Here is a 21,954-nt window from a genome sequence, read left to right on the forward strand (position 1 = left end):
AGCCCGGGCGATTATGCGCGCTACTCTCGATGGGAAGAGAATTCTCTGTGGCCGTTCGGTGCGGGCGGGGGTAGTGACGTGGGCTTTTCCAGGCCCCGAAGGGTCGTCATCGTCGGAGCGGGTTTAGCCGGAACCGCCACCGCCATCCGTCTCATGCAGTTCGCCCGCGAACCTTTACAGGTGGTCCTGATAGAGCGGCGGCCCGAATACCGCGCTGCGGGCGTGGCCTATCACCGCGCGGGCAACCACTGGCACCATGTCTTCAATATCCAGGCCGGCCGCATGTCGATGTTCCGGGAGGACGTCGACGATTTCGTGGACTGGGCCAACACCGAGGCCGACCGGACCGGCTGGCCCCCGCGATGGAGCGGCGTCACCTTCACCGAGTCCGGACCGGCGCCCCGCCGGCTCTACGCCGACTACCTCCGCACCCGCCTCGCCGACGCCGCCCGCGAGGCGTCGGACGGCGTCGAGCTACTCGAGACCGACGGCGAGGCGGTCGACATCGCGGTCGGCGACGGGCGCGTGGACGTCGCCGTGGAGAGGCGCTCGCCGCCGCGTTCCGGCGCCGAACCGGGTCCGTCGACGATCGAGGCCGACCACGTCGTCCTCGCCACGGGCCTGGAGGAACGCGAGCTGCCGTTCGCGGCCGGCGTCGCGGACCACCCCTGCTTCGTCCGGCACCCCTATTCCGAACAGGGGATGAAGCGGATCCTCGGCCTGCGCCCGGACGCCGAGGTCGCCATCATCGGCACCCTGCTGAGCGCGTACGACTCCGCCTCGCTCCTGCTGCGGCACGGCCACACCGGAAAGATCCACATGATCTCGCGGTCCGGGCTGACGCTGCGCACCTACCCCGCCGACCACCGCCACCACGTCCTCGACCTGCCGGCTCCGCGGCTGAGCGCGGACGGGTACGAGGGATGCGACGAGCTCGTCCGGCTCCTCAGGGACGAGTGGGAGCGGGCCCGCGACCTCGTCGCCCGGCGGCATCCCGGCGTGGCGCCCGCGGTCGTGAGCGAGCGCATCGCCAAGTCCTGGGAGCCCCACCTGCCCGAGGTCCTCGCCCGGATCCCCTCGGCCGACCTCCGCGCGCTCCTCGACAGGTACGGCAGCCTGCTGGCCACGCTGCGCGTGAGCGCCGTCCCCGCCATCACCGAACTCGTCGACGCGGCGATGGCCGAGGGCGGGCAGGTCGTCCTCACCACTGGCGCGGTCGGCGGGATCACCGCCACCGAGTCCGGAACCCTGCGGGTCGCGGTGTCCGGGCCGGCGCCGGGACGGACGGTCGAGGCCGACCTCGTGATCTCCAACTTCGGGCGGGAGACCGACTACGGGCGGGTCGGCTCGGCGCTCTGGCGCAACCTGCTGCGCGGGGGGCTCGCCGCGCGGCACCGGCGGACCGGGCGCGGCGTCGAGGTGGACGGCGACGGCTTCCTCCTCGGACCGGCCGGCGCGCGGACCGGCCCGATCACCGTGGTCGGCTGCCCCCGGGAGGGCGACGAGATCACCCGGTACGGCCGGATGGGCGCGTTCACGTTCAACCTCGCCGCGATCAAGAACCACTCGGTCGGGGTCGCCGCGACGGTGCTGCGCCACCTCGAATCCCGCTACGACGAACCGACCGAAACCGCGTCCAAGGCCATGAACCACGGCGGGGACGACGCGGTGCGCGCGGCGTTCGCCCGCGCGGTCCGGCTCGACGTCCGCCGGATGGCCGCCCGGCGGCGCCGCGACCGCGAGGACCTGGCGGCGCGCCTCGCGAACGGCCTCGACGTCCTGCGCGACGCCGTGACCGCCGGTGGCGAGGCCCCCGTGCCGGACGGCGCGCTGCGCTCCGTCGTGAACGCCGCCGCCGCGGCGAGGCTCAACGACCTGTCGGTGACGCCGCGGGATCTCCGCTCGCTGCTCGAACTCGACAGGCCTCCGGAATCGGGTTAACCGAAAAGGCGCATCGGCATTCGAGGGGTGCGTTCCCTTATCGACGGCTGCCACTCTCTAACCATGCTCCGCCCCGGGACGGGCCTGACCGCGAATCGCCCTTCGCGTGCGGTCGGGCCCTCATCGCCAACCGGGGACCGGCGAGAGAGAGGACGTCCGTGAGCCCTCGCGAAGTACCAGGGGTCGTGCTCGTCGACTCACACCAGCGATCCGTCCGGGGAATCTGCAATCGCAGTGGAAGACCGGTCGGCGACGCCATTCTGGTCGTCGACGAACTCGGCCCCGAACTCTACGACGCCATCATCACCAGTTCCGCCGTGATCTGCGCGAAAGGCGGCCGGACCGGCCACATGCAGTCCCTCTGCCGCTCGCGCGGAATTCCCGTGCTGCGGGTCGCCCCGTCCGAACTGGACGCGCTCGCCGGCGAGGCCACGGTCCTGCTCGACCGCGCGGCGGTCGTCCTCGGCGAGGCCGCACCGGCGGAACCCGCCCCGCGCTGCCCGGCCGCCGTGCTCGGCGACATCGAGTCGATCTGCGTGGTCGTCACCGACACCGCCGACATCCGGGCGACCAACGCCCTCGCGCCCCGCGTCGAGCACGCCGACTCCTTCTTCATCCGCGAGGAGTTCGTCTGCTTCTCCGCCGGCCTGAGCCCCATCGACGCGCTCCGGGCGGGAGCCCGCGAGGCCGAGCGCTACGGCGCCGCCGTGGCGTCGGAGCTGTGCCCGATGGTGCGCGAGCTCCTGCCCGGCCAGCGCCTGATCATGAGACTCCTCGACCTGCGCTCCGACGACGCCGCCAAGATCACCTCAGGGGACCACGTGCACGACGAGCCGAACCCCGAACTCGGCCGGCACGGCGCCCGGTGGCTGCTGCGGGAGCACCGCTACCCGCACGCCTTCCGGGCGCTGCGCAGCCGGCTGCGGGACCGGCTGGGCGCGGACGCGGACCGGGTGCGCTTCGCCGTTCCGTTCATCAACGACCGGGACGAGTACGTGCGGCTGCGGCGGTTCCTCGGCCTCGGGCGGGAGACGCCGCTCGCCGTCTTCGTCGAGACGCCGGCCGCCGTGCACTCGGCGGCCGACTTCTGCGCCTCCGGGGCCGGCGAGCTGTTCGTCGGCACCAAGGACCTGATCCAGTTCTACCTCGCGGCCGACCGCGGCAACCACCTGGTCTCCTCGGTCTACCAGACGCGGCATCCGGCGGTCCTGGCCGCGCTGCGCCAGGCCGTCGGCTCCGGCCGCGCCGCCGGGACCCCGGTGCACGTGTTCGCGCTGGGCGCCGACCTGGACCACTACGTGCGGCACCTTCCGGTGCGCAGGCTCATGATGTGCGCCGCCGAGCTGCGGCACCTCGCCGGGCGGCAGGCGGCCTAGCGCGTCAGCCGGCGCCGCCGCCGAAGGCGATCTCGTTGCCCTCCGGGTCGCGGAAGACCACCTTGGTCACGCCGTTGCCGTAGTCCTCGCGTCCCGCCGGCGGGATCCCCCGCCGGGCGGCCCCCGCGACCCGGTCATCGAGATCGTCGACGAACGCGAGCACCAGGGCGTTCCCCGCCCGCTCCGGGTCCTGCACGATGTAGACGTACCGGTGCTCGGCCACCTCCCACACGGCCTCGATGTCGTTCGGCAGGAACGACGGCTCCGCGCCGAAGAACCGCTCGTACCAGGGCAGCGCCTCCGCGTAGTCGGAGACGGGGATGCCGGCGAAGAGATCGAGTGACATGTCGTTTCCCCAAGCGTCGTGGACGGGTCACCGGTGATGACCGCGGCGGCGCCGCGAAGTCATCGGTGCCCGGCGGGTGCCCCCTTCCGACCCCCTTATCCGCCGTCCGGGCCGGTCGGGCAGACTGGCCACGCGGACCGCCCCGGCGTCCTGGCCGGAAGTCTCTCGGAAAGGGATCTCGATGCGCGTCGTCTCCCAGGAGGATCTGGCACGGGTGCTGGGCGGGCTGCCGGGACGGCCCCGGATGGTGGCCGGAGGCAACTTCGCCGCTCCCCGGCGGGCCCTGCGGATCCTGGACGCCGCGGTCGCCGAGTACCGCCTGTTCATGCTCAACGCCCAGACGGAGATGCCCGAACGCGAGGGCGTCGACCTGGAGACGCCCTTCGTCGGCGCCGGGATGCGCGGCCGCGCGAACCTGCGCTACTTCCCGTCACGGCTGTCGCTCGTGCCGAACCTGCTGAAGGACTCGCTGCCGCCGGACGTGGTGATCGTGCAGACCTCCCCGCCGGTCGGCGGGACGGTCTCGCTCGGCATCGAGGTCAACATCCTGCCCGCGGCCATCGAGGCGGTCCGCGCGCGCGGCGGCCTGGTCGTCGCCCAGATCAACCCCCGGATGCCCTACACGTTCGGCGACGCCGTCCTGGCGACCGACGAGGTCGACCTGGCGATCGAGGACGACGAACCGCTCGCCACGCCGGTCCCCCGGCCGCCCGGCGAGGTCGCCCACGAGATCGGCGAGCGGGTGGCCCGGCTCGTCCCGCGGGACGCCACCCTGCAGCTCGGCATCGGCGCCATACCGGACGCCGTGCTCTCCTCGCTCCTCGACCGGCGGGGGCTGCGCGTCTGGTCGGAGATGTTCAGCGACGGGGTGCTGGCGCTGGAGAAGGCGGGCGCGCTCGACACCGGGACCCCGATCACCGCGTCCTTCGCCTTCGGGAGCCCGGAGCTGTACGCCTGGGCCGACCGCAACGACCGGATCCGGATGCTGCGCACCGAGAAGACCAACGACCCGAGCCTCATCGCCCGCCGGCCCCGGATGGTCTCGGTGAACTCCGCGCTCCAGGTCGACCTGTTCGCCCAGGCCAACGCCAGCCGCGTCCGCGGGGCGATCTACTCCGGCTTCGGGGGGCAGACCGACTTCGTCGTCGGCGCGCTGCACTCCCCCGGCGGGCACGCCGTCATCGCCCTGCCGTCCTGGCATCCGCGCGCGGACGTCTCGACCGTCATCGCGCGCCTCACCGGCCCGGTCACCTCGTTCCAGCACAGCTACATCGTCAGCGAGCGGGGCGCCGCCACCGTCTGGGGCAACGACGCCGCCTCCCAGGCCCAGCAGATCATCGACAACGTCGCCCACCCGTCCGCCCGCGACGAGCTTCGCGAGCAGGGCCGGGAGCTCGGCTTCCCGCTGCGCTGACCCGCCCCGCCCGGCCGGGCATGCCCGAGGCCCCGGGCGGTCTCCTCGGGGCCCTACGGCCCAGACCTTCGGAACGGCGCCGAACATACCGGCAGCGGCCGCGAACGCGCCGGCCGCCGCTTCACGGACGTCCCGGTTCGGCCTCGCGTGCCGGTCCGAAAGGCGCCCGCTCCCCGTCGGGCCCGGTCCAGCCCGCTCTTCCCCGTTAACGGGGCGTCGCGAGCGCGTGGACGGCTATTGGCACAACGCCAATAAGGGTCTAGTGTTCCGGTCAGCTCAGGAAACCCGGGGGTGTCCGGCACCGCGATCGGCGGGGCGCCTCCGGCCCCCAGGAGGAGCGAGGGCATGGACAGACCCAGCAGACGCAACGTGTTGATGACCGGTGGGGCGCTCGGAGCGCTCGGCGCCCTCGGCGTCGCCTCGCCCGCGCAGGCGTCCTCGCGGTGGACGTGGTCGCCGGAGGGCTCGGTGGCGGGCGCGGGCAGGGGCGCCGACCCGCGGTGGGTGTGGGACCCGGAGGTCGACGCGCTGGTCGCCTCGCTGCTCGACCGGGGCGACGTGCCCAGGGTCAACGAGCTGCTGCGCACCTGGACCAAGAACGGCCAGCCGCTGCCGGACGGGCTGCCGGCGGATCTGCGCGACTTCATGGAACGCGCCCGCCGGCTGCCGGCGTGGGCCGACCGGAGCAAGCTGGCCACCGCGTTCGAGTTCAACGAGAAGCGGGGCCTCTACCTCGGCGTCACCTACGGCTTCGCCAGCGGGATGATGAGCACGGCCATCCCCAAGGAGGCGCGCGCGGTCTACTACTCCAAGGGCGGCGCGGACATGAGGGACCGCATCACCAAGACCGCCAAGCTCGGCTACGACATCGGCTCCGAGACGGCGTTCGAGCCCGACGGCGAGATGATCGTGACCTGCGTCAAGACGCGGCTGGTGCACGCCGCGGTGCGGCACCTGCTCCCGAAGTCCCCGTACTGGACCAAGGCGGCCGACGAGAAGATCCCGATCAGCCAGGCGGACATGATGGTCACCTGGCACAGCCTGCCCACGACCGTCATGCGGAACCTGGTCGGCTGGAAGGTCCCCATCCCGGCCGCCGAGTCCGAGGCGTTCCTGCTGTCCTGGCAGCTCGCCGGGCACATGCTCGGCATCCAGGACGAGTACCTCCCGAAGTCGTGGGACGAGGCGAACTCCCAGGCCGACCAGGTGCTGACGCCGGTGCTCGCGCCGACCCCCGAGGGCGTCAAGCTGGCCGACATCCTGCTCAACCTCGGCTCCACGATCGACGGCGGGATCCTCACCAAGCCCATCCTCGGCTCGCTCACGCGCTTCATGCTCGGCGACGAGATCGCCGGATGGCTGAAGATCCCCCGGGACCCGCTGTGGGACCCGCTCATCCAGACCCTCTGGCCGCCCTTCGTCGCCGTCCGCGAGGGCCTCCTCGACCTCACGAAGGCGCCGAAGGAACTGCGGCAGCTCTACTGGGCCTTCGACGAGATCCTCCGCCAGGGCGCCCTGCTCTACCTGTCCGGGTTCAAGACGCCGATCAGCATCGAGATCCCGCAGGCCAACAACCCGCACTACTGATCCGGCGGCCCCGGCCCCGCGACCTGCGGCACGGCGGTCACGCACCGGACGGTCACGTCGCGCTTCTGACGAGGTCGTGGACGGCCTCGCTCATCGTGACCGGGTCGACCCGGCCGAGCGGCACCGTGTCCCTCGGCTCGCGGGCCGGGGCCGGGCCCGCCCACAACGCTTTGATCTCCTGGTCCTCGCCCTCCCCGTACATGTAGTGGGCCAGGCCGGGGCTCAGTTCCGCCACGACGTACAGGCCGGCCGGGTCGCGGCGGGCGAGCCACCCGCCCGCGAACCCGCCGTCCGCGTCCACGGACTCCCAGCGCCCCTGCGAGTGGCCCTTGGCCTTGCCGTAGGGCAGGACGAGCCCCTCCACCCGGTCGAGCCGGTGCGCGGCGCGCTCGTCCTCGGTGAGCCGGTGGACGGGCCGTCCGAGCTGCTCGAACGGCTGGAGGATCTCGTAGTCGGCGAAGATCTCAGCCCAGGCGCGAAGGTCGTCGCCCAGCAGGACCGGATGGGCGATGCCGATGCGGGCGCCGGGCGCGGGGGTGAACGGGTCGTCGGCGACGTCGGCGTAGTCGCGGCCCTCGTCGACGCGGAACGCCGTGCCCGCATCGGTCGTCCACACCAGCCGGCGGACGATGTGCCCGAGCAGCGGGTGGTCGACGAACAGGGTCTGGAAGTCGTCCCGCGTCCAGGTCCGGCGGGTGGTCATGGCCAGCTCCAGGCGCCTGATCTCCTGGTCGGCGATCGTCCGCAGGTCCTTCCTGAGGCCGGTGAACAGGGCGTGCGCGGCCGGGGCGAGGGCCGGGTCGTCCTTCGGGCCGGGTTTGGGCGCGCTCTTGCGCACCTTGCCGTTCGCCTCCACGACCAGCGGGACGAGTTGCTCGTCGAAGGTCACCGTGAACCGCCGCGGGCCGTAGTCCAGGACGAGCGTGCCCCGCTCGTCCAGCCCGAAGTCGGGGACGGCCCGGTCGGCGAGGGCGGCGCGCGTCATGCCGCGCGCCGCGGCGATCTCGTCGATCGTGCGGGCGGCCCTGGCCTTGAGCCCCTTGTACCTGCCGCGGCGGGTCAGTTCGAACAGGTGGGTGAGGGCCACGTCGGAGCCGACCGCGGCCAGGACGTCCAGCGCGGCCGCGGCCCGGGCGGTGAGGCCCTGGCCCGGCCAGAGCCTGATCAGCGGGCTGAGCCGCCGCACCGTCGTGTCGTCGCCGATCAGGCCGAGCTGGGCCAGCGCCCAGTTGTGCCGCGTCGGCGCGCCGAGCGCCTGCCAGCGCTCGAACACCGCCCAGGAGAACTCGGCCAGCGAGTGCCGGTCGCAGAACGCGCGGACCTCCGCGGCCTCCGGCGCCTTCCGCGCGAGCAGCCCGAGCAGGCGCCGGGTCGCGCTCGCGGGCAGCGCCCGGTCGCGGCCGCGCGTGAGGACCCGCGGAAGCAGCGCCGGGTCGGCCCAGTCGGTCTTCGCGCCGCGGGCAGGCTTTCCGGCGAGCACGTCGGGCAGGTCGGCGCTGTCCGGGACGGCCGGACGCGGCAGCAGCGCCTCGACGCTCTCCTGAGGTACCGCCTCGGCCAGGTCGGGCCGGGCGTACAGCAGCCCGCGCACCGTTCCGGCCGCTTGCAGGCCCCGGGTCGTGTCGCCGCCGACCAGCGGGGCCAGCGCCCGGAGCGCGTGTTCGGGGTGCCGGTCGGCCGCCTCCTGCAGGGCTGCGGGCACCCCCTGCTCGCCCATGTGGTCGAGCAGGAGCGGGAAGACCGCCTCGTCGGCGATCCTCACGAGCGCCCGCAACACGATCGGGCGCGCCTCATCGCGGTCGCGGACGTTCCGGAGCGCGATGTCGAGCAGTGGCAGCGCGTCCGTGCCCAGGCCGTCGAGCAGCGTTCCCATCACGGCGGGAGTGACCGGTATCCAGCTCAGCCCTCCGATCTGCGCCGCGCTGGACAGGGAGCAGACCAGGAACTCGAAGTTCGTGGATCCGGAGGATCTGTCGGGAGAACCGTCCAGCCAGGCCGTCTCGGTCGGGACGAGGTAGGCCGCCACGCGCTGCCTCCAAGCGTCGCCGCGATGCCGTGAGAGGCATGCGACGGCGTCGTTGTACTCGTCGGCGGGCGCCGCGGCCAGCAGCGTGCGGAGCTTCTTCACCACCGCGTCCTGGGCGACCCACTCGCCGACCGGGAAGTGGTCGCGGTGGGTGGAGCGCCGGATCTCGCCGCGCCATCCCCGGGACCGTTCGCCGCCGATGTACGCGACGAGCCGGACGACGCCGCCGGACATCGGCGTCGGGGGTGGCGGCACGGGGCCGGCCTCGATCGAGAACGCCTCGGTCACCGCGCAGGCGGCGAAGGCGAGCCCGTGGTCCAGCGCCCACGCGTCCAGGAAGGCCGGGCCGTCGACGCCGTCGAGGTACTTCACGGCGACGGCGGCCGCGGCGGCCCGCGCCCGCCGGGTCGGGCTCCCCGTCCAGCCACGCCCGCAGGGCCCGGCCGAGCTCCGGGTCGGTGCGCTCGTGCTCCCCCATCTCCTCGGCGATCGGGCGGGCCGCGAGGCCCCATGCGCGAGCCCTCTCCGCCGCCCCCTCGTCGAGGGAGACCGGCGGACCGGGGATGCCGCCGCGCCTCGGATGGATGTGCTCGTGCCACTCGACCGGGATCTCCACCGTCTCGCTCATGGCACCGCAAACTAGCGGCGGCGTCCGACACCGGGGACGGCGCTCGGCCACGGCCGGCGCGGGCTCCGGCGGCGCCCCGGGCTCAGGTGCTCTCGCGGGACTTGTGGTCCCATCGCGCCGGGTCGGCCTCCAGCGCGGCGCGGTCCCATCCTCCGAGGTCGGCCGCCGCCTCGTAGGTGCCCTGGAGGAACTCCAGAAGGGCCCGGTCGGGGTCGGGGGCCTCCCGCACCACCTCGTACGGAAGCAGGAACTGGCCGTTCTCCCTGCTGTAGAACGCGCCGGACGGGCCCACCGGACGGTCGGCGAACCCGGCGGGCTCGGGGTAGGCGTAGGCGTAGAAGGCCCCCTCCTCGCCGCCGCCCGGCCAGAACCCGCAGCTGCTGAGCTCCCGCGAGTAGCCCTCGACCATCACCCAGTCCCCGCAGTTAGGTGCGCCGCCCGGGTGCTCGGGCGCGTCCCGCCCGGAGAAGCGCGTGCAGGCGAGATCCATGGCGCCCCAGAAGAAGTGCACGGGGCTGACCTTGCCGATGTAGCGGGACCGGAACTCCCCCAGCACGCGCGAGGCCTGGAGCAGCTGGTGCCAGAACAGGTGGGCCGCCTCGGGATCGTACGAGGCGTGCTGGTGATCCTCCTCGAACGGGATCGCCGGGTCGACCTCGTTGGGGCGCGCCTGGATGTGCGTCTCGATCCCCAGTTCGTGCAGGGCCTCCATCGTCCGGGCGTAGAACCGCGACACCGGCATGGGCGCGAGCTCGAACTCCCGGAGGCTGCCGTCCGAGGTGCGCAACCGCAGGCGGTGGTCGACGAAGTCGAACTCGATGTCGAACGCGCCCCCGTCGTACGGGATCGCGGACGTGGTCAGCCCGCGCGGGCTGACGTACAGCGTCACGTTCCACCAGTGGTTCACCAGCGGCGCGTGAGCCAGCCGCACCTTGCCGACGATCTGCGTCCACATGTGCAGCGTGTCGCGCGTCGGCGTCCAGTCGGCGACGCGCAGCCGCGGCCATGCCTGTCGTTCCACCAGAGCCCCCTTCGAACCGGAACACCCGGGTCATGCCCCGGATCCGGCCTCCGCAACAGTGAGGTCCCGCCGGATGGCCTGCCCGGCCGCGCGGTGCTCGGCGGCCGCGGCCGGGTCCGTCGCGTCGAGGACGGCGGCGATCCCCTCGCGGGCCAGCGCCTCGGCGTACCGGTACCCCAGCCTCGGAGCCAGTTCCAGCGCCTGTGTGTGCAGCCGCAGCGCCTCCTCCGGCAGGCCCGCCAGCCGGCACGTCTCGGCGTGGCCGTAGAGGAAGTGGATCTTCCAGTGCTCCTCGAACAGCTCGTCCAGCAGGGCGAAGGCGCGGCGGTGCGCGGCCAGCGCCTCCTCGTACCGGCCCGCCTGCCGCAGGGCGACGCCCAGGCAGTTCAGGCACCAGGCCTCGTTGTGCCGGTGCCCGTCCTCGCGGGCCAGCGCGAGCGCCCGCTCCAGGTGCCCCGTCGCCTCGCCGGGCTCGTCGGCGGCGATGGCGACGCCGAGGGTGATCCGGGCCGTCAGCGCGGGAGGCCAGGCGGGGTCGCCGTGCGGGATCTCCAGCACGGCGCGGGCGAGCCGCGCCGCCTCCTCGCGGTGCCCGAGCTGCAGCATCGCCCACGCCTCGTAGGCGGTCGCGTGGGCCGTGCCCGCCGGGCAGCCGGCGTCCTCGTAGAGCCTGCCCGCCCGCCGGAAGAGGTCGAGCGGCTCCTCGACGCGGCCCTCGTCCCACTTCAGGTAGCCCCGGCGCATGGTCAGCTCGGCCTCGGTCCTGGCGTTCCCGGCCCGGGCGACCAGCGGCCCCGCCGCCTCGTACGCGGCGTCCGCCTCGGCCATCCGTCCCGCGTTGTAGCGGGCGAAGCCGAGGTCGCTGTGCGCCTCGGCCAGCTGCAGCGGGTCGTCCAGCCTCCGTGCTGCTGCCAGCGAGCGCTCGAAGAGGACGTTGAGGTGCGTCGTGCCGCAACGCCGCGCGAAGAAGGCCCGCATGTGGCGGGGCAGCTCGCACACGTGCGCGTCGGCTCCGGCGGCGACCGCCGCCTCGAAGACGGCCATCAGGTTGGTGTACTCGGTGGCGAACCAGAGCAGCGCCGCGTGCTTGCCGGCGAACTCGGGCAGGTCGGCCGGCGGCGGGCCCGCCGCGACCTCCGGGCCGGGGGCCAGATACGACACCGCGGCGTCCGCGGCGGCCGCCGCGTGCACGTAGTAGTCGAGGACCCGGCCGAGCGCCTGCTCCCGCTCGGCGGCCGGGTCGTGCTCGGCGGCGGCGCGGCGCGCGTGCTGGCGCACCAGGTCGTGCAGCCGGTAGCGGCCGGCCGCCGGCTGCTGGACGAGGTGCGCGTCGAGGAGGTCCTCCAGCATCGCCCGGGCGTCGCGCACCGGCACGCCAGCCAGCGCCGCCGCCACGTGCTCGTCGAAGGTCGAGCCGGGGACCAGCCCCAGCAGCCGGAAGAAGCGGCGCCGGGCGCGGTCCAGCTGCCGCACGGACATCGCGAACGCCGTGTCGAACTCCGTGGCGCCCTCGGCCATCCGCTCGACGAGGATCCCCACGGTCCAGCCCGGCCGGTGCCGCAGCCGCGCCGCCGCCAGCCGCAGCGCCAGCGGCAGGTGGCCGCAGCGCCGCAGCACCTCCGCGGCGGCCTCCGGCTCGCGGGCCAGCCGGCCGCCGGACCCGCCCGGGTCGCCGCTGGCACGAGCCAGCAGTTCGGCGCCCTCCCGCGGCGTCAGCACGTCCAGCGACACCGGGGGCACCTCCTCCAGGCCCAGCAGCCGGTTGCGGCTGGTGATCAGCGCGACGGACGGGCCGGCGCCGGGCAGCAGCGGGCGGACCTGGTCGGCGTCCACGGCGTTGTCGAGGACCACGACGGCACGCCGGTGCGCCAGCTCCGACCGCCAGCAGGCGGCCAGCGGCTCGATGCCGCCCTCCTGCGGGATCCTCTCCGACGGCACGTCGAGGGCGGCGAGGAGGGTCCGCAGCGCCGGGTCGGGGTCGAGCGGTTCCCGCCCGGCGGTGAAGCCGTGCAGATCGACGTAGAGCTGGGCGTCGGGGAAGTCGGCGGCGAGCCGGTGCGCGGCGTGCACCGCAAGGCACGTCTTGCCGACGCCCGCCATGCCGTCCACGGCGACCACACGGCCGGCGTCCACCGCGGCGAGCACGGCCCTGAGCTCGGCCTCGCGTCCGGTGAAGTCGGGGACGTCGCGCGGCAGGTCGTTGCGGGGCGGGCGCGGCGCCCCGGCGGGCGGCGCCGGGGGGTGGACCTGGCGGCTGGTCTTCGGCGGCGCGGGCAGCGGGCTGGAGGCCCGCTCCCAGAGGGGGCGCAGCGGGCGGGGGTCGCGCTTGAGCAGGCGGCAGAGCGCGATCACCGCCGTCCAGGGCGGCACCGTCTGGCCGCTGAGGTAGCGCGACAGCGACGACGAGCTGAGCCCGGCGTCCCGCGCGAGGGCCCGGACGCCGCGTCCGGACACCTCCTGAAGCATGCGCAGCCGGGCCGCGAGCTCGCCCTGCGGGTCGGCCTTCTCCGCCCGATGCTGTTGCACGACCACCGTTCCCCCGCCTTCCGTCCCACCGCGGCGGCACAACTGCGGGGGGCGTCTTCGCTGCTCAAGGCCGTTGCGACTGTCCCACGGTGTCCCACCGGCGTCGTCATCGTAGGCCGCGGAGGCTGTGATTGGGTCATGCCCCCGAGGGAACGGGGCGCGACCGCAGAGGAGAAACGCAGATGCAGTCCCGTATGAAGAACCCCGCCATGGTCCTGTCCGGCGCGATGCAGCCCATCCAGGAGCTGTTCAAGGCCGTGCACTCCGGCGGCGTCTCGGAGGAGACCCTGGAGCTGGTGCACCTGCGGGTCAGCCAGATCAACGGTTGCAGCGCCTGCGTGGACGCCGGCGCCAAGACGGCCCGCAAGGCCGGGGTGACCGACGAGCGGCTGGCCACCGTCGCCGCCTGGCGGGAGGCCCCGTACTTCACCGAGGAGGAGCGGGCGGCGCTGGCGCTGGCCGAGGCCGCGACGCGGCTGGCCGACCGCGCCGACGCCGTGAGCGACGAGGTCTGGGACACCGCCGCCACCTACTTCGACGAGAAGGAGCTGGCCGCGATCGTCCTGATGATCGGCGTCACCAACCTGTTCAACCGGCTCAACGCCACGACCCGGCAGATCGCCGGCGCGTGGGGCTGAGCGCGCCCCGTCCGGGAACGACCACTCACCGACCAGGAGGATCCCACCATGAGCGACACGAAGAAGACCGGCAAGAGCACCGCCGCGGCCGGCGAGAAGTTCGACGGCTTCACCGCCGAGGAGCGGGCCGCGATGAAGGACCACGCCCAGGAGCTGAAGAAGGCCGCGCGCCGTGCCCCGGGCAGGGCCAAGGCCGACGGCGAGAGCGACGTCCGCTCCAAGATCGCCGAGATGGACGAGGCGGACCGCGCCATCGCCGAGCGGGTGCACGAGATCGTCCGGGCCGCCGCGCCGGACCTCGTGCCGAGGCTCTGGTACGGCCAGCCCGCCTACTCCAAGGACGGCAAGGTGCTCTGCTTCTTCCAGGCCAAGGCGAAGTTCAAGACGAGGTACGCGACCCTCGGGTTCAGCGACGTCGCGGCCCTCGACGACGGCGCCATGTGGCCGACCTCCTTCGCCCTGCCGGAGCTGGACGCCGCGGGCGAGGCCCGGATCGCCGAGCTGGTGAGGCGGGCCGCGGGCTGAGGGCGCGCCGGGCGGCGCCCCGGGCCCTCCTGCTAGGCTGAATTTAGACCTAAACTCAAGGAGGGCCCGACATGGCGCGCACGATCGTGGTGAGCGGCGGCGGCACCGGCATCGGCAGGGCGGTGGCGGCGCGCTTCGCGGCCGATGGTGACCGGGTGGTCGTCATCGGCCGCCGCGCGGAGGTGCTGGAGAAGGCGGCCGGGGAGATCGGGGGCACGGCGCTGCCGGCGGATCTGGGAGACCCGGCGGAGGTCGAGCGCGTCCGCACCGAACTGGCCGAGCGCTTCGGCTCCGTCGACGTGCTGGTCAACAACGCGGGCGGCAACGCCGACAACCACGGCCGCCCCGCCGGCGTCGCGGAGCGGTGGACGAGCAACTTCCGCATCAACGTCCTGACGTCGGTCCTGCCGACCGAGGCGCTTCGCGACCTGCTGAACCCGTCCGGGGCGGTCGTGTTCGTCTCGTCGATCGCGGCCCTGCGCGGCTCGGGCGGCTCGTCCTACGGCCCGATGAAGGCGGCCCTGCACCCCTACGCCTGCGATCTCGCCGCCGCCCTCGGGCCCCGCGGCGTCACCGTCAACGTCGTCGCCCCGGGCTACATCGAGGACACCGAGTTCTTCGGCGACGTGATGACCGGCGAGCGGCGAGCGGCGCAGATCGCGCAGACCCACACCGGGCGGGCCGGGACGCCGGGGGACGTCGCCGAGACCGTGCACTGGCTCGCCTCGCCCGGCGCCCGACACGTCACCGCGCAGATCATCCAGGTCAACGGCGGGGCCGAGCGTGGCCGCTGAGCCGCCCCGCGACGGCGCCGACGCCATCCAGGACGCCTGGCGGCGCGAGCTGCCGGGCGTCCCGGTGGAGTCGATCGGGGTCGTCACCCGGATCTGGTGGGCCGCCAAGTTCTTCGGCGACGAGCGCCGCCGCCTCCTGGCGGGGCAGGGGGTGGACGTCGCGACGCTGGACCTGCTGTCCACGCTGCGCCGCTCCGGCCCGCCGTACCGGATGAGCCCGGGCGAGCTGGCCGAGGCCTGCATGGTGACGCGCGGGGCGATCACCCAGCGCGTGGAGCGGGCCGCCGGGGCCGGGCTGGTCGAGCGGACCACCGTCGGCTCCGGCTACCACGCGCGCGCGGTCACCCTCACCGGGGAGGGCCGCGCCCTGCTCGACCGCGTCGTCGCCGACCTGCTCGCGGCCGAGGACCGCCTCATCGGCCACCTCGCCGCCGACCGCCGCGAGCAGCTCGCCGGCCTCCTGCGCGAACTGCTCGCCGGCCTCGACGCCCCGAGCTGGATGGGCCAGGTCGGGGACTGACCCTCGGGCCCGGCGGGCTCAGGCGCTCGTGAGGACGACGAGCTCCTGGGTCGCCCGGGTCATCGCGACATAGCGGTCGACCGCTCCTTCGACGCCATCGCCGAACCGGTCCGGGTCGATGAGCACGACGAGGTCGAACTCCATCCCCTTGGCCAGCTCCGGGGTCAGGGACCGGACGCGGGGCCGCCCCGGGAACGCGGGATCGCCGATGACGCAGGCGACCCCGTCGTCGTGCGCGGCGAGCCAGGCGGCGAGGATCCGGTCCAGGTCCGCGACCGGTCCGTGGACGACGGGGACGCCGGTGGACCGGACCGACGCCGGCACGTTGGCGTCCGGGAGCGCGGCCCGGATGACCGGCTCGGCCTCCGCCATGATCTCCTCCGGCGTCCGGTAGTTGACGCTGAGCGAGGCCAGGTCGATCCGGTCGAGCCCGACCCGTTCGAGCCGTTCCCGCCACGACTCGGTGAAGCCGTGCCGGGCCTGCGCGCGGTCCCCGACGATCGTGAAGCTCCGGGACGGGCACCGCAGCAGCAGCATCTGCCACTCCGCGTCGGTCAGCTCCTGCGCCTCGTCCACGACGACGTGCGCGAACGGGCCGGCGAGCAGGTCGGGGTCGGCGGCGCTCAGCGCGCTCTCGTCGACGAGGGCGTCGTGGAAGTCCTCGCCGCGCAGCATCGTCACCAGCCCCGTCCCGTACTCGTCGTCGGCCACCTCGATGAGGTCGTCCACGACCTGTCCCATGCGCTCGCGCTCGGCGGCGACGGCGGCCTCGTGGCGCCGCCTGCGCAGCGACGCCTCCGGGTCGCCGAGACGCTGCCGCGCCGCGTCCAGGAGCGGCAGGTCCGACACCGTCCAGGCCTGGGCGTCCTCGCGCCGCAGCCGGCGGATCTCGTCCGCGCCGAGCCAGGGGGCGCACAGCCGCAGGTAGGCGGGCACCGACCACAGGTCCCCGACGAGGTCGGCCGCCTCGATCAGCGGCCACGCCCGGTTGAAGGCGGTGCGCAGCTCCCGGTCCTGCCGGAGCGACCGGCGCAGCAGGTCGGGCGACGCCTCGCCCTCGTTCTTGTCCGCCAGGATCGTGACCAGCTCCTCCCAGATCCGGTCGCGCGCCTCGTTGTGCGGCGTGCCGGGTTCCGGCACCTGGAACGCCTCGGCCCAGTCGGCGGGGCTCAGCCAGACGTCGCCCCAGTGCGAGGTGACCTCCATACCCTCGGTGGGCGGGTTCTCGTAGAAGGCGACGGCCTTCTCGATCGCCTTCACCATGTCGGCGGACGACTTCAGCCGGGCCACCTCCGGGTCGGTCTCGACCTCCGCCCCGGCCCCTTCGGCGACGAGGTCGCGCAGGGTGCATATCTGCACGCCCTCCTCCCCGAGGCTGGGGAGCACGTCGGACACGTAGGCCAGGTAGGGCTGGTGCGGGCCGACGAACAGCACGCCGCCCCGGTGGTGGCCCAGGCGGGGGTCGGAGTAGAGGAGGTAAGCGGAGCGGTGCAGGGCGACGACCGTCTTGCCCGTCCCCGGGCCGCCGTCGACGACGAGGGCGCCGCGCGATCCCGCGCGGATGATCGCGTCCTGGTCGGCCTGGATGGTGCCGAGCACGTCGCGCATCCGGTCCGACCGGTCGCTCCCCAGGCTCGCGATGAACGCGGACTGGTCGTCCAGCGCCGCGTGCCCGGCGAACCCGTCCGCGGTGAACACCTCGTCCCAGTAGTCGCCGATCCGTCCGCGGGTCCAGCGGTACCTGCGGCGGCTCGCCAGCCCCATCGGGTCGGCGTGGGTCGCCCCGAAGAACGGTTCGGCGGCGGGCGAGCGCCAGTCGAGCAGCAGCCGGCGGCCCGTGCCGTCGGTGAGGCCGAGGCGTCCGATGTACACGGGCTCGGAGCCGTCCGCGCCGACCATGCGCCCGAGGCAGAGGTCCAGGCCGAAGCGGCGCAGCGTGCGCAGGCGCGCGGCCAGCCGGTGGATCTCCATGTCCCGGTCCATGGCCCCCTGCCCGATCCCCCCCGGCGCCCGGCGCTCGGCCTCGAGGCGTTCGGACAGGTCGGCGATCGTCTGGTCCAGGCTCTCCGCGATGGCCGCGAAATGCCGCTCGTCGCGCTCGATCAGCGCCGGGTCGGCCTTGGAGGACAGGCGCCCGGGGAGGTCGAACACGCTGGCGGTCAAAGGATTCACGTATCGGCTCCGGCTCGTGGTCGATGGCTGTGGTTCCGGTTCGGCCGCCGATTCTGCGGCACGACCGGGGTCTTGCCGCAAGCCCCCCGGTGCGCTATACGTTGAGAGTGGCGGGGAGAGTCCTCGTGCCCTCGCCCGCCTCCCCCAGGCTCACGGCCGCCCGCTCACACCATGTACTGGTCGTGGCGGTGGTAGAGGTCGGTCCACTCCTGCTCGCTGAGCCGCCGCCCGCTCTCCACGATCTCGGCCAGTTCCTCGAAGTAGGCCTCGCGGGGAGCGCCGGGGGCGAACAGGACCAGCATCGAAGCCGCCCCTCGCGGGTTGTCGAACGCGTGGATCCCGCCCGGCGGGACGAAGAGGAAGTCTCCCGGCGAGGCGTCGACCCAGCGGTCCCCGTCGTAGAGGGCGACGGTGCCGGACAGGACGAAGAACGACTCCGACATCGTCCTGTGGAAGTGGGCGCCCGCGCCGCGGCCGGGTTCGGCTCCCATGTCCCACCGGTACAGCCCGTACTGCCCGCCCGTGGACTCGCCCGTGGCCAGGTAGTGCACCCTTCGAGCGCGTACCGATCAGCAGGTCGGGTGCGGCGTCGCCCTCCCGCAACGTGCCGCTGACCTCGCCCGTGTCCCCGTGGAAGAGCTCTTTCGGGTATGACATTCCGGCCTCCTCGTCGATGGTTCCGCCCATCGTGGCGTCCGGCCATGACATTCGTCCGGGAACCCCTCGGCGCCGGCCGCTCGCTCGTGGCCCCACGCCGGACGTGCCCGGGAACGGAGTGTTCCCGGGCACGTCCGGCGCGATCCGCCGCTCAGTTCTCCAGGGCGGCGAACAAGCCGGGCTCGTAGGAGCCGCCCTGGTTGCGCGGGATCACTCCCAGCCGGTTGGCCGCGTTGATCATGGCCACCAGGTAGACCAGCGCGGCGATCTGGTCGTCGTCGAAGTGCTCGCGCACCCGGGCCCACGTGGCGTCCGAGACGCCCTGGTGGGCGTCGGCGAGCCGGGTGCCCTCCTCGGCCAGCGCCAGCGCGGCCCGCTCGGGCTCGGTGAAGACGGTCGACTCGCGCCAGGCGGCGACCAGGTGCAGCCGGACCGCGGTCTCCCCGGCGGCCGCGGCGTCCTTGGTGTGGAGGTCCACGCACCAGCCGCAGCCGTTGATCTGGCTGGCGCGCAGCATCACCAGCTCCTGGAGGTCGCGGGGCAGCGACGACTGCTGGATCGCCACGCTGACGGCGGCGAAGCGCTTGCCCACCTTGGCGGCGAACTCGTTGGTCATCAGGTTCAGACGGGGTTCCATGCCTTGCTCCTAGCCTGCCGGGGTGCGCGCCGCGCGGACCGTCCCGCGCGGCGTCCTGACGACCATGGAGATGCCGGTGCCCCGTCCCGCGTGACAGCGCGGGCACTGTGACGTACGCCACCGGCCGGGCCCGGCCCGGGCTCGGGGCTCGCCCGTGGTGGTCGTTAGAGCCGGGTGTGGCCGGGTAGCCGTATGCGGTGGCCGGAGGATCCGGCGACTGATCCGACACCGAGGGGGCGGAGTTGACCACGCCGGAGGAGAACGCTCCGAAGACCGAGAACACCGACCGGGCGGAGCCCGGCGAGGACCGGGAGCCGCGACCGGACGTGCGCACCGAACTGGGCGCCGAGCTCGAGGACAAGATGGCGGAGAAGGGCCTGTCGCGCGACGACTTCTCCGAGTCCTGAGGCGCGCGGGCGACCGGCACGGATGCGACGGGAGGACCTTGTGATCGGCGCGTTGTACGAGCGGTGGCTGCTGGAGATGTGGGCCGGGGACTTCGGGCTCGCCCGCGACCTGGTCACGCCGGACTTCGTCGGGCACTGGCCGGGGCATGACGTGCACGGCGCCGACGAGCTGATCGACGTCCTGCGGCAGGGCCACGCGCCTTTCGAGGGCGTCACGGTGACGCTGGACGTGGGCCCGATCGTGGACGGGGACCAGGTCGCCGCCCGTTGGACGTTCGGCGGACGGTACAAGGGCGGCGTGCCGGGAGCGACCGCCCCGGAGGGCACGGACGTCTCCTTCGAAGGCCACGACGTCCTGCGCGCCGAAGGCGGCCGGTTCGCGGAGTACTGGGTGATCTCCGACGTCCGGGCCCTCGACCGCGCGCTCGGGACCGAGTGAGTCTCCCCCGAACTCGTTACTCGGGCAGGGGCTGGAGGGTCGGGTCGCAGAGGCGGCAGCCCAGCATGCCCTGGTAGATGCCGTGCTCCGGGCAGCGCTCCAGGTGGCCATTGGACAGGTACAGGTCACCCTCGGACGTCCCCAGGGCTTCGAAGGTGTTGCCCATGCCTCGTCACCTGTCCCCCGGGGTGGAGGGGACGGCCTCGGCGTTTCCGGCGTCCTGCGGGTCGTGGGAGAAGCGGGCGGGCCACCATACCTTGGGGCCGATCATCCGGACGAGCGCCGGGACCAGCAGGGACCGCACGACGAGCGTGTCCAGCAGCACGCCGAACGCGACGATGAACGCGATCTGCGCCAGGAACGACAGCGGGATGACGACCAGGGCGGCGAACGTGGCGGCCAGGACGACCCCCGCCGAGGTGATGACGCCGCCGGTCGCCGTCAGGCCGCGGAGCACGCCCTCCCGCACGCCCCAGCGCCGCGTCTCCTCCCGCACCCGTGACATGAGGAAGATGTTGTAGTCGACGCCGAGCGCGACCAGGAACACGAACCCGTAGAGCGGAACGGAGGCGTCCAGGCCGGTGAAGCCGAACAGATGGCGGAACACCAGGGCCGCGACGCCGAGCGTGGCGACGTAGTTCAGCGCGACGGTCGCGATGAGCAGGACGGGCAGCGGCAGCGAGCGCAGCAGCACCACCAGGATGACCAGGATGATCGCCAGGACGACCGGGATGATGACGGTCCGGTCGTGGGCGGCGGTGTCCTGGGTGTCGACCTGCTGGGCGGTGTAGCCCCCGACCTTCGCGTCCGCCCCGGGGACGCCGTGCACCGCGGTGCGCAGGCGCTTGAGGGCGGCCTTCGCGGCGTCGCTGTCGGCGGCCGCCTTCAGCGTCGCGTCGATCCGGACCCGCCCGTCCACGACCTTCGGCGGGCCGCCCGGGCGGCCGGACGCGCCGGCGGGCGCGGCGCCCGCGACGCCGTCGGTGCGTGCCGCGGCATCGGTCACGGCCTTGACCTGCGCCGCGTTGGCGATGATGACCGCCGGCTGGCCGGAGCCGCCGGGGAAGTGCTCGGAGAGCGTCCGCTGCGCGGCGACCGAGGGCGCGTCGTTGATGAACGTCTCGTCCAGCGGGACGCCGTGGGCGCGCAGCCCCGGGGCGAACGCGGCGCAGGCGATGAGGGCGATGCCCGTCGCGGCGACGACGCGGCGCGGGTGCAGGTCGACCAGGCGGGCGACGCGGGCCCACAGGCCCCTTCCCCCGTGGGCGCCCTCGGCCGGGGGCCTCGGCCTCGCGGGCCAGAACGCGGCCCGTCCGAGCACGACGAGGACCGCCGGGAGGAACGTCAGCGCGCTGAGGACGGCGCAGGCGATGCCGATCGCGCCGACCGGCCCGAGGGCGCGGTTGTTGGTGAGGTTGCTGAGCAGCAGCGCGAGCAGGCCGAGCGCGACGGTGGCGCCGCTGGCGACGATCGCGCCGAACGATCCGCGCACCGCCGCCCACCCGGCGGCGAAGCGGTCCCGGCCCGCGGCCGTCTCCTCCCGGAAGCGGGCCGCCAGCAGCAGCGCGTAGTCCGTGGCGGCGCCGATGACCAGGATCGACAGGATGCCCTGGACCTGGCCGTCGACCCGGACGACGTCGGCTTTGGCCAGCGCGTAGACCACCGCGCACGCCAGGCCCAGCGCGAACACCGCCCCGAGGATGATCACGAGCGGGAGCAGGAAGCCGCGGTAGACCAGCAGCAGGATGACCAGGACGGTGACGAGCGCGACGCCAAGCAGCAGCCCGTCGATGCCGGCGAAGGCGTCCGACAGGTCCGCCTGGGTGGCGGCCGGCCCGCTGATCTGCGCCTTCGTCCCGGGAACGGTCTCGGCGGACGCACGGACCCGGTCCAGCACGGCCGGCAGTTCGTCTCCGAGGTCGGGCCTGAGCGGGACGACGCCCTCGAGCGCCCGGCCGTCGTCCGAGCGGAGGGCCGGGGACGGCGTCCCGAGGGTGCCGGGCGCGCCGCGCAGGCCGGCGAGCGCACGGGTCGCCGCGTCGCGCTGGGCGTCGGAGACCCGGCCGTTCACCGTCCACACGACGATGGCGGGCACGGTCTCCTTCTCGGCGAAGGCCTGCTGCTCCCGCAGGACCTGGGTGGACTCGGCGCTGCGCGGCAGGAAGGCCGCCTGGTCGTTGGTGGAGACCTCGCCGAGCTTCCCGGCATAGGGGCCGAAGGCACCGCCGATCGCCAGCCATATCAGGAGCAGAACTGCTGGTATCGCCCAGCGGACGGGGCGTGAGGGTGTCGGCATCGGT

19 protein-coding genes are annotated in these 21,954 nt (G+C 73.7%); 10 read left to right on the plus strand and 9 right to left on the minus strand.

Annotated elements, in window-relative coordinates:
• Positions 1 to 78 precede the first annotated feature (78 nt).
• Together BJY14_RS01685 and BJY14_RS01690 are read left to right on the plus strand one after the other, a co-directional pair.
• Entirely contained in the window at positions 79 to 1,941 is a 1,863-nt protein-coding gene (locus BJY14_RS01685; RefSeq protein ID WP_312879772.1) for an FAD/NAD(P)-binding protein, read from the plus strand.
• A gap of 158 nt (positions 1,942 to 2,099) precedes the next feature.
• Positions 2,100 to 3,317 carry a putative PEP-binding protein gene (locus tag BJY14_RS01690; RefSeq protein WP_179841942.1) on the plus strand — a complete coding sequence of 406 codons (1,218 nt, stop codon included), beginning with the start codon at positions 2,100 to 2,102 and terminating at the stop codon, positions 3,315 to 3,317.
• Between the two features lie 4 nt (positions 3,318 to 3,321).
• On the opposite strand, the gene BJY14_RS01695 is transcribed toward BJY14_RS01690, so the two are convergent.
• A complete protein-coding gene (locus BJY14_RS01695; RefSeq protein ID WP_179841943.1) occupies positions 3,322 to 3,663 on the minus strand; it encodes a VOC family protein in 342 nt (113 codons plus the stop codon).
• Positions 3,664 to 3,844: 181 nt separating this feature from the next.
• Here BJY14_RS01695 and BJY14_RS01700 point away from each other — a divergent pair, with 181 nt between their 5' ends.
• Positions 3,845 to 5,077: an acetyl-CoA hydrolase/transferase family protein gene (locus BJY14_RS01700; RefSeq protein WP_179841944.1), complete on the plus strand. Its 1,233-nt coding sequence runs from the start codon at positions 3,845 to 3,847 to the stop codon at positions 5,075 to 5,077.
• A 345-nt stretch (positions 5,078 to 5,422) separates the two neighbouring features.
• On the plus strand, positions 5,423 to 6,664 hold the full coding sequence (locus tag BJY14_RS01705; RefSeq protein WP_179841945.1) for an oxygenase MpaB family protein: 1,242 nt from the start codon (positions 5,423 to 5,425) through the stop codon (positions 6,662 to 6,664).
• A gap of 52 nt (positions 6,665 to 6,716) precedes the next feature.
• Here the strand turns inward: BJY14_RS01705 and BJY14_RS47070 are convergent, their stop codons facing one another.
• The 3 genes from BJY14_RS47070 to BJY14_RS01720 form a co-directional block, all read right to left on the minus strand.
• Positions 6,717 to 9,272, minus strand: coding sequence for a DUF4132 domain-containing protein (locus tag BJY14_RS47070; protein WP_512771081.1), 2,556 nt, complete (start codon positions 9,270 to 9,272; stop codon positions 6,717 to 6,719).
• Between the two features lie 128 nt (positions 9,273 to 9,400).
• Complete coding sequence (locus BJY14_RS01715) at positions 9,401 to 10,339, minus strand: DUF5996 family protein (protein ID WP_312878903.1); 939 nt, start codon at positions 10,337 to 10,339, stop codon at positions 9,401 to 9,403.
• A gap of 30 nt (positions 10,340 to 10,369) precedes the next feature.
• A complete protein-coding gene (locus BJY14_RS01720) occupies positions 10,370 to 12,865 on the minus strand; it encodes a helix-turn-helix domain-containing protein (protein ID WP_312878904.1) in 2,496 nt (831 codons plus the stop codon).
• A gap of 182 nt (positions 12,866 to 13,047) precedes the next feature.
• On the opposite strand from BJY14_RS01720, the gene BJY14_RS01725 reads away from it, so the two are divergent.
• From BJY14_RS01725 to BJY14_RS01740, 4 genes are all read left to right on the plus strand, one after another.
• Positions 13,048 to 13,503, plus strand: coding sequence for a carboxymuconolactone decarboxylase family protein (locus BJY14_RS01725; RefSeq protein WP_179841948.1), 456 nt, complete (start codon positions 13,048 to 13,050; stop codon positions 13,501 to 13,503).
• Between the two features lie 48 nt (positions 13,504 to 13,551).
• A complete protein-coding gene (locus tag BJY14_RS01730) occupies positions 13,552 to 14,028 on the plus strand; it encodes an iron chaperone (RefSeq protein ID WP_179841949.1) in 477 nt (158 codons plus the stop codon).
• A gap of 71 nt (positions 14,029 to 14,099) precedes the next feature.
• Positions 14,100 to 14,822, plus strand: a complete 723-nt coding sequence (locus BJY14_RS01735; RefSeq protein WP_179841950.1) for an SDR family NAD(P)-dependent oxidoreductase — start codon at positions 14,100 to 14,102, stop codon at positions 14,820 to 14,822.
• Positions 14,812 to 15,342, plus strand: coding sequence for a MarR family winged helix-turn-helix transcriptional regulator (locus BJY14_RS01740; RefSeq protein ID WP_179841951.1), 531 nt, complete (start codon positions 14,812 to 14,814; stop codon positions 15,340 to 15,342). Before BJY14_RS01735 ends, BJY14_RS01740 begins: the two co-directional genes overlap by 11 nt.
• A gap of 18 nt (positions 15,343 to 15,360) precedes the next feature.
• Here the strand turns inward: BJY14_RS01740 and helR are convergent, their stop codons facing one another.
• The 3 genes from helR to BJY14_RS01755 all read right to left on the minus strand — a co-directional run bounded on the left by helR (position 15,361) and on the right by BJY14_RS01755 (position 18,808).
• On the minus strand, positions 15,361 to 17,514 hold the full coding sequence (gene helR / locus BJY14_RS01745) for an RNA polymerase recycling motor ATPase HelR (protein WP_179841952.1): 2,154 nt from the start codon (positions 17,512 to 17,514) through the stop codon (positions 15,361 to 15,363).
• 164 nt (positions 17,515 to 17,678) lie between these two features.
• Entirely contained in the window at positions 17,679 to 18,065 is a 387-nt protein-coding gene (locus tag BJY14_RS01750) for a cupin domain-containing protein (RefSeq protein ID WP_312878905.1), read from the minus strand.
• Between the two features lie 257 nt (positions 18,066 to 18,322).
• Positions 18,323 to 18,808: a carboxymuconolactone decarboxylase family protein gene (locus tag BJY14_RS01755; RefSeq protein ID WP_179841953.1), complete on the minus strand. Its 486-nt coding sequence runs from the start codon at positions 18,806 to 18,808 to the stop codon at positions 18,323 to 18,325.
• A gap of 242 nt (positions 18,809 to 19,050) precedes the next feature.
• On the opposite strand from BJY14_RS01755, the gene BJY14_RS01760 reads away from it, so the two are divergent.
• The gene (locus BJY14_RS01760; protein WP_179841954.1) at positions 19,051 to 19,215 is read left to right on the plus strand and encodes a hypothetical protein; all 165 of its coding nucleotides are present in this window, start codon (positions 19,051 to 19,053) and stop codon (positions 19,213 to 19,215) included.
• A gap of 40 nt (positions 19,216 to 19,255) precedes the next feature.
• Positions 19,256 to 19,654 carry an ester cyclase gene (locus tag BJY14_RS01765; RefSeq protein WP_312878906.1) on the plus strand — a complete coding sequence of 133 codons (399 nt, stop codon included), beginning with the start codon at positions 19,256 to 19,258 and terminating at the stop codon, positions 19,652 to 19,654.
• 16 nt (positions 19,655 to 19,670) lie between these two features.
• On the opposite strand, the gene BJY14_RS01770 is transcribed toward BJY14_RS01765, so the two are convergent.
• Complete coding sequence (locus BJY14_RS01770) at positions 19,671 to 19,820, minus strand: hypothetical protein (protein ID WP_179841956.1); 150 nt, start codon at positions 19,818 to 19,820, stop codon at positions 19,671 to 19,673.
• Between the two features lie 6 nt (positions 19,821 to 19,826).
• Positions 19,827 to 21,950, minus strand: coding sequence for an MMPL family transporter (locus tag BJY14_RS01775; protein ID WP_179841957.1), 2,124 nt, complete (start codon positions 21,948 to 21,950; stop codon positions 19,827 to 19,829).
• Positions 21,951 to 21,954 lie beyond the last annotated feature (4 nt).

Origin of the sequence: Actinomadura luteofluorescens, assembly GCF_013409365.1 — a bacterium.
Lineage (GTDB): Bacteria > Actinomycetota > Actinomycetes > Streptosporangiales > Streptosporangiaceae > Spirillospora > Spirillospora luteofluorescens.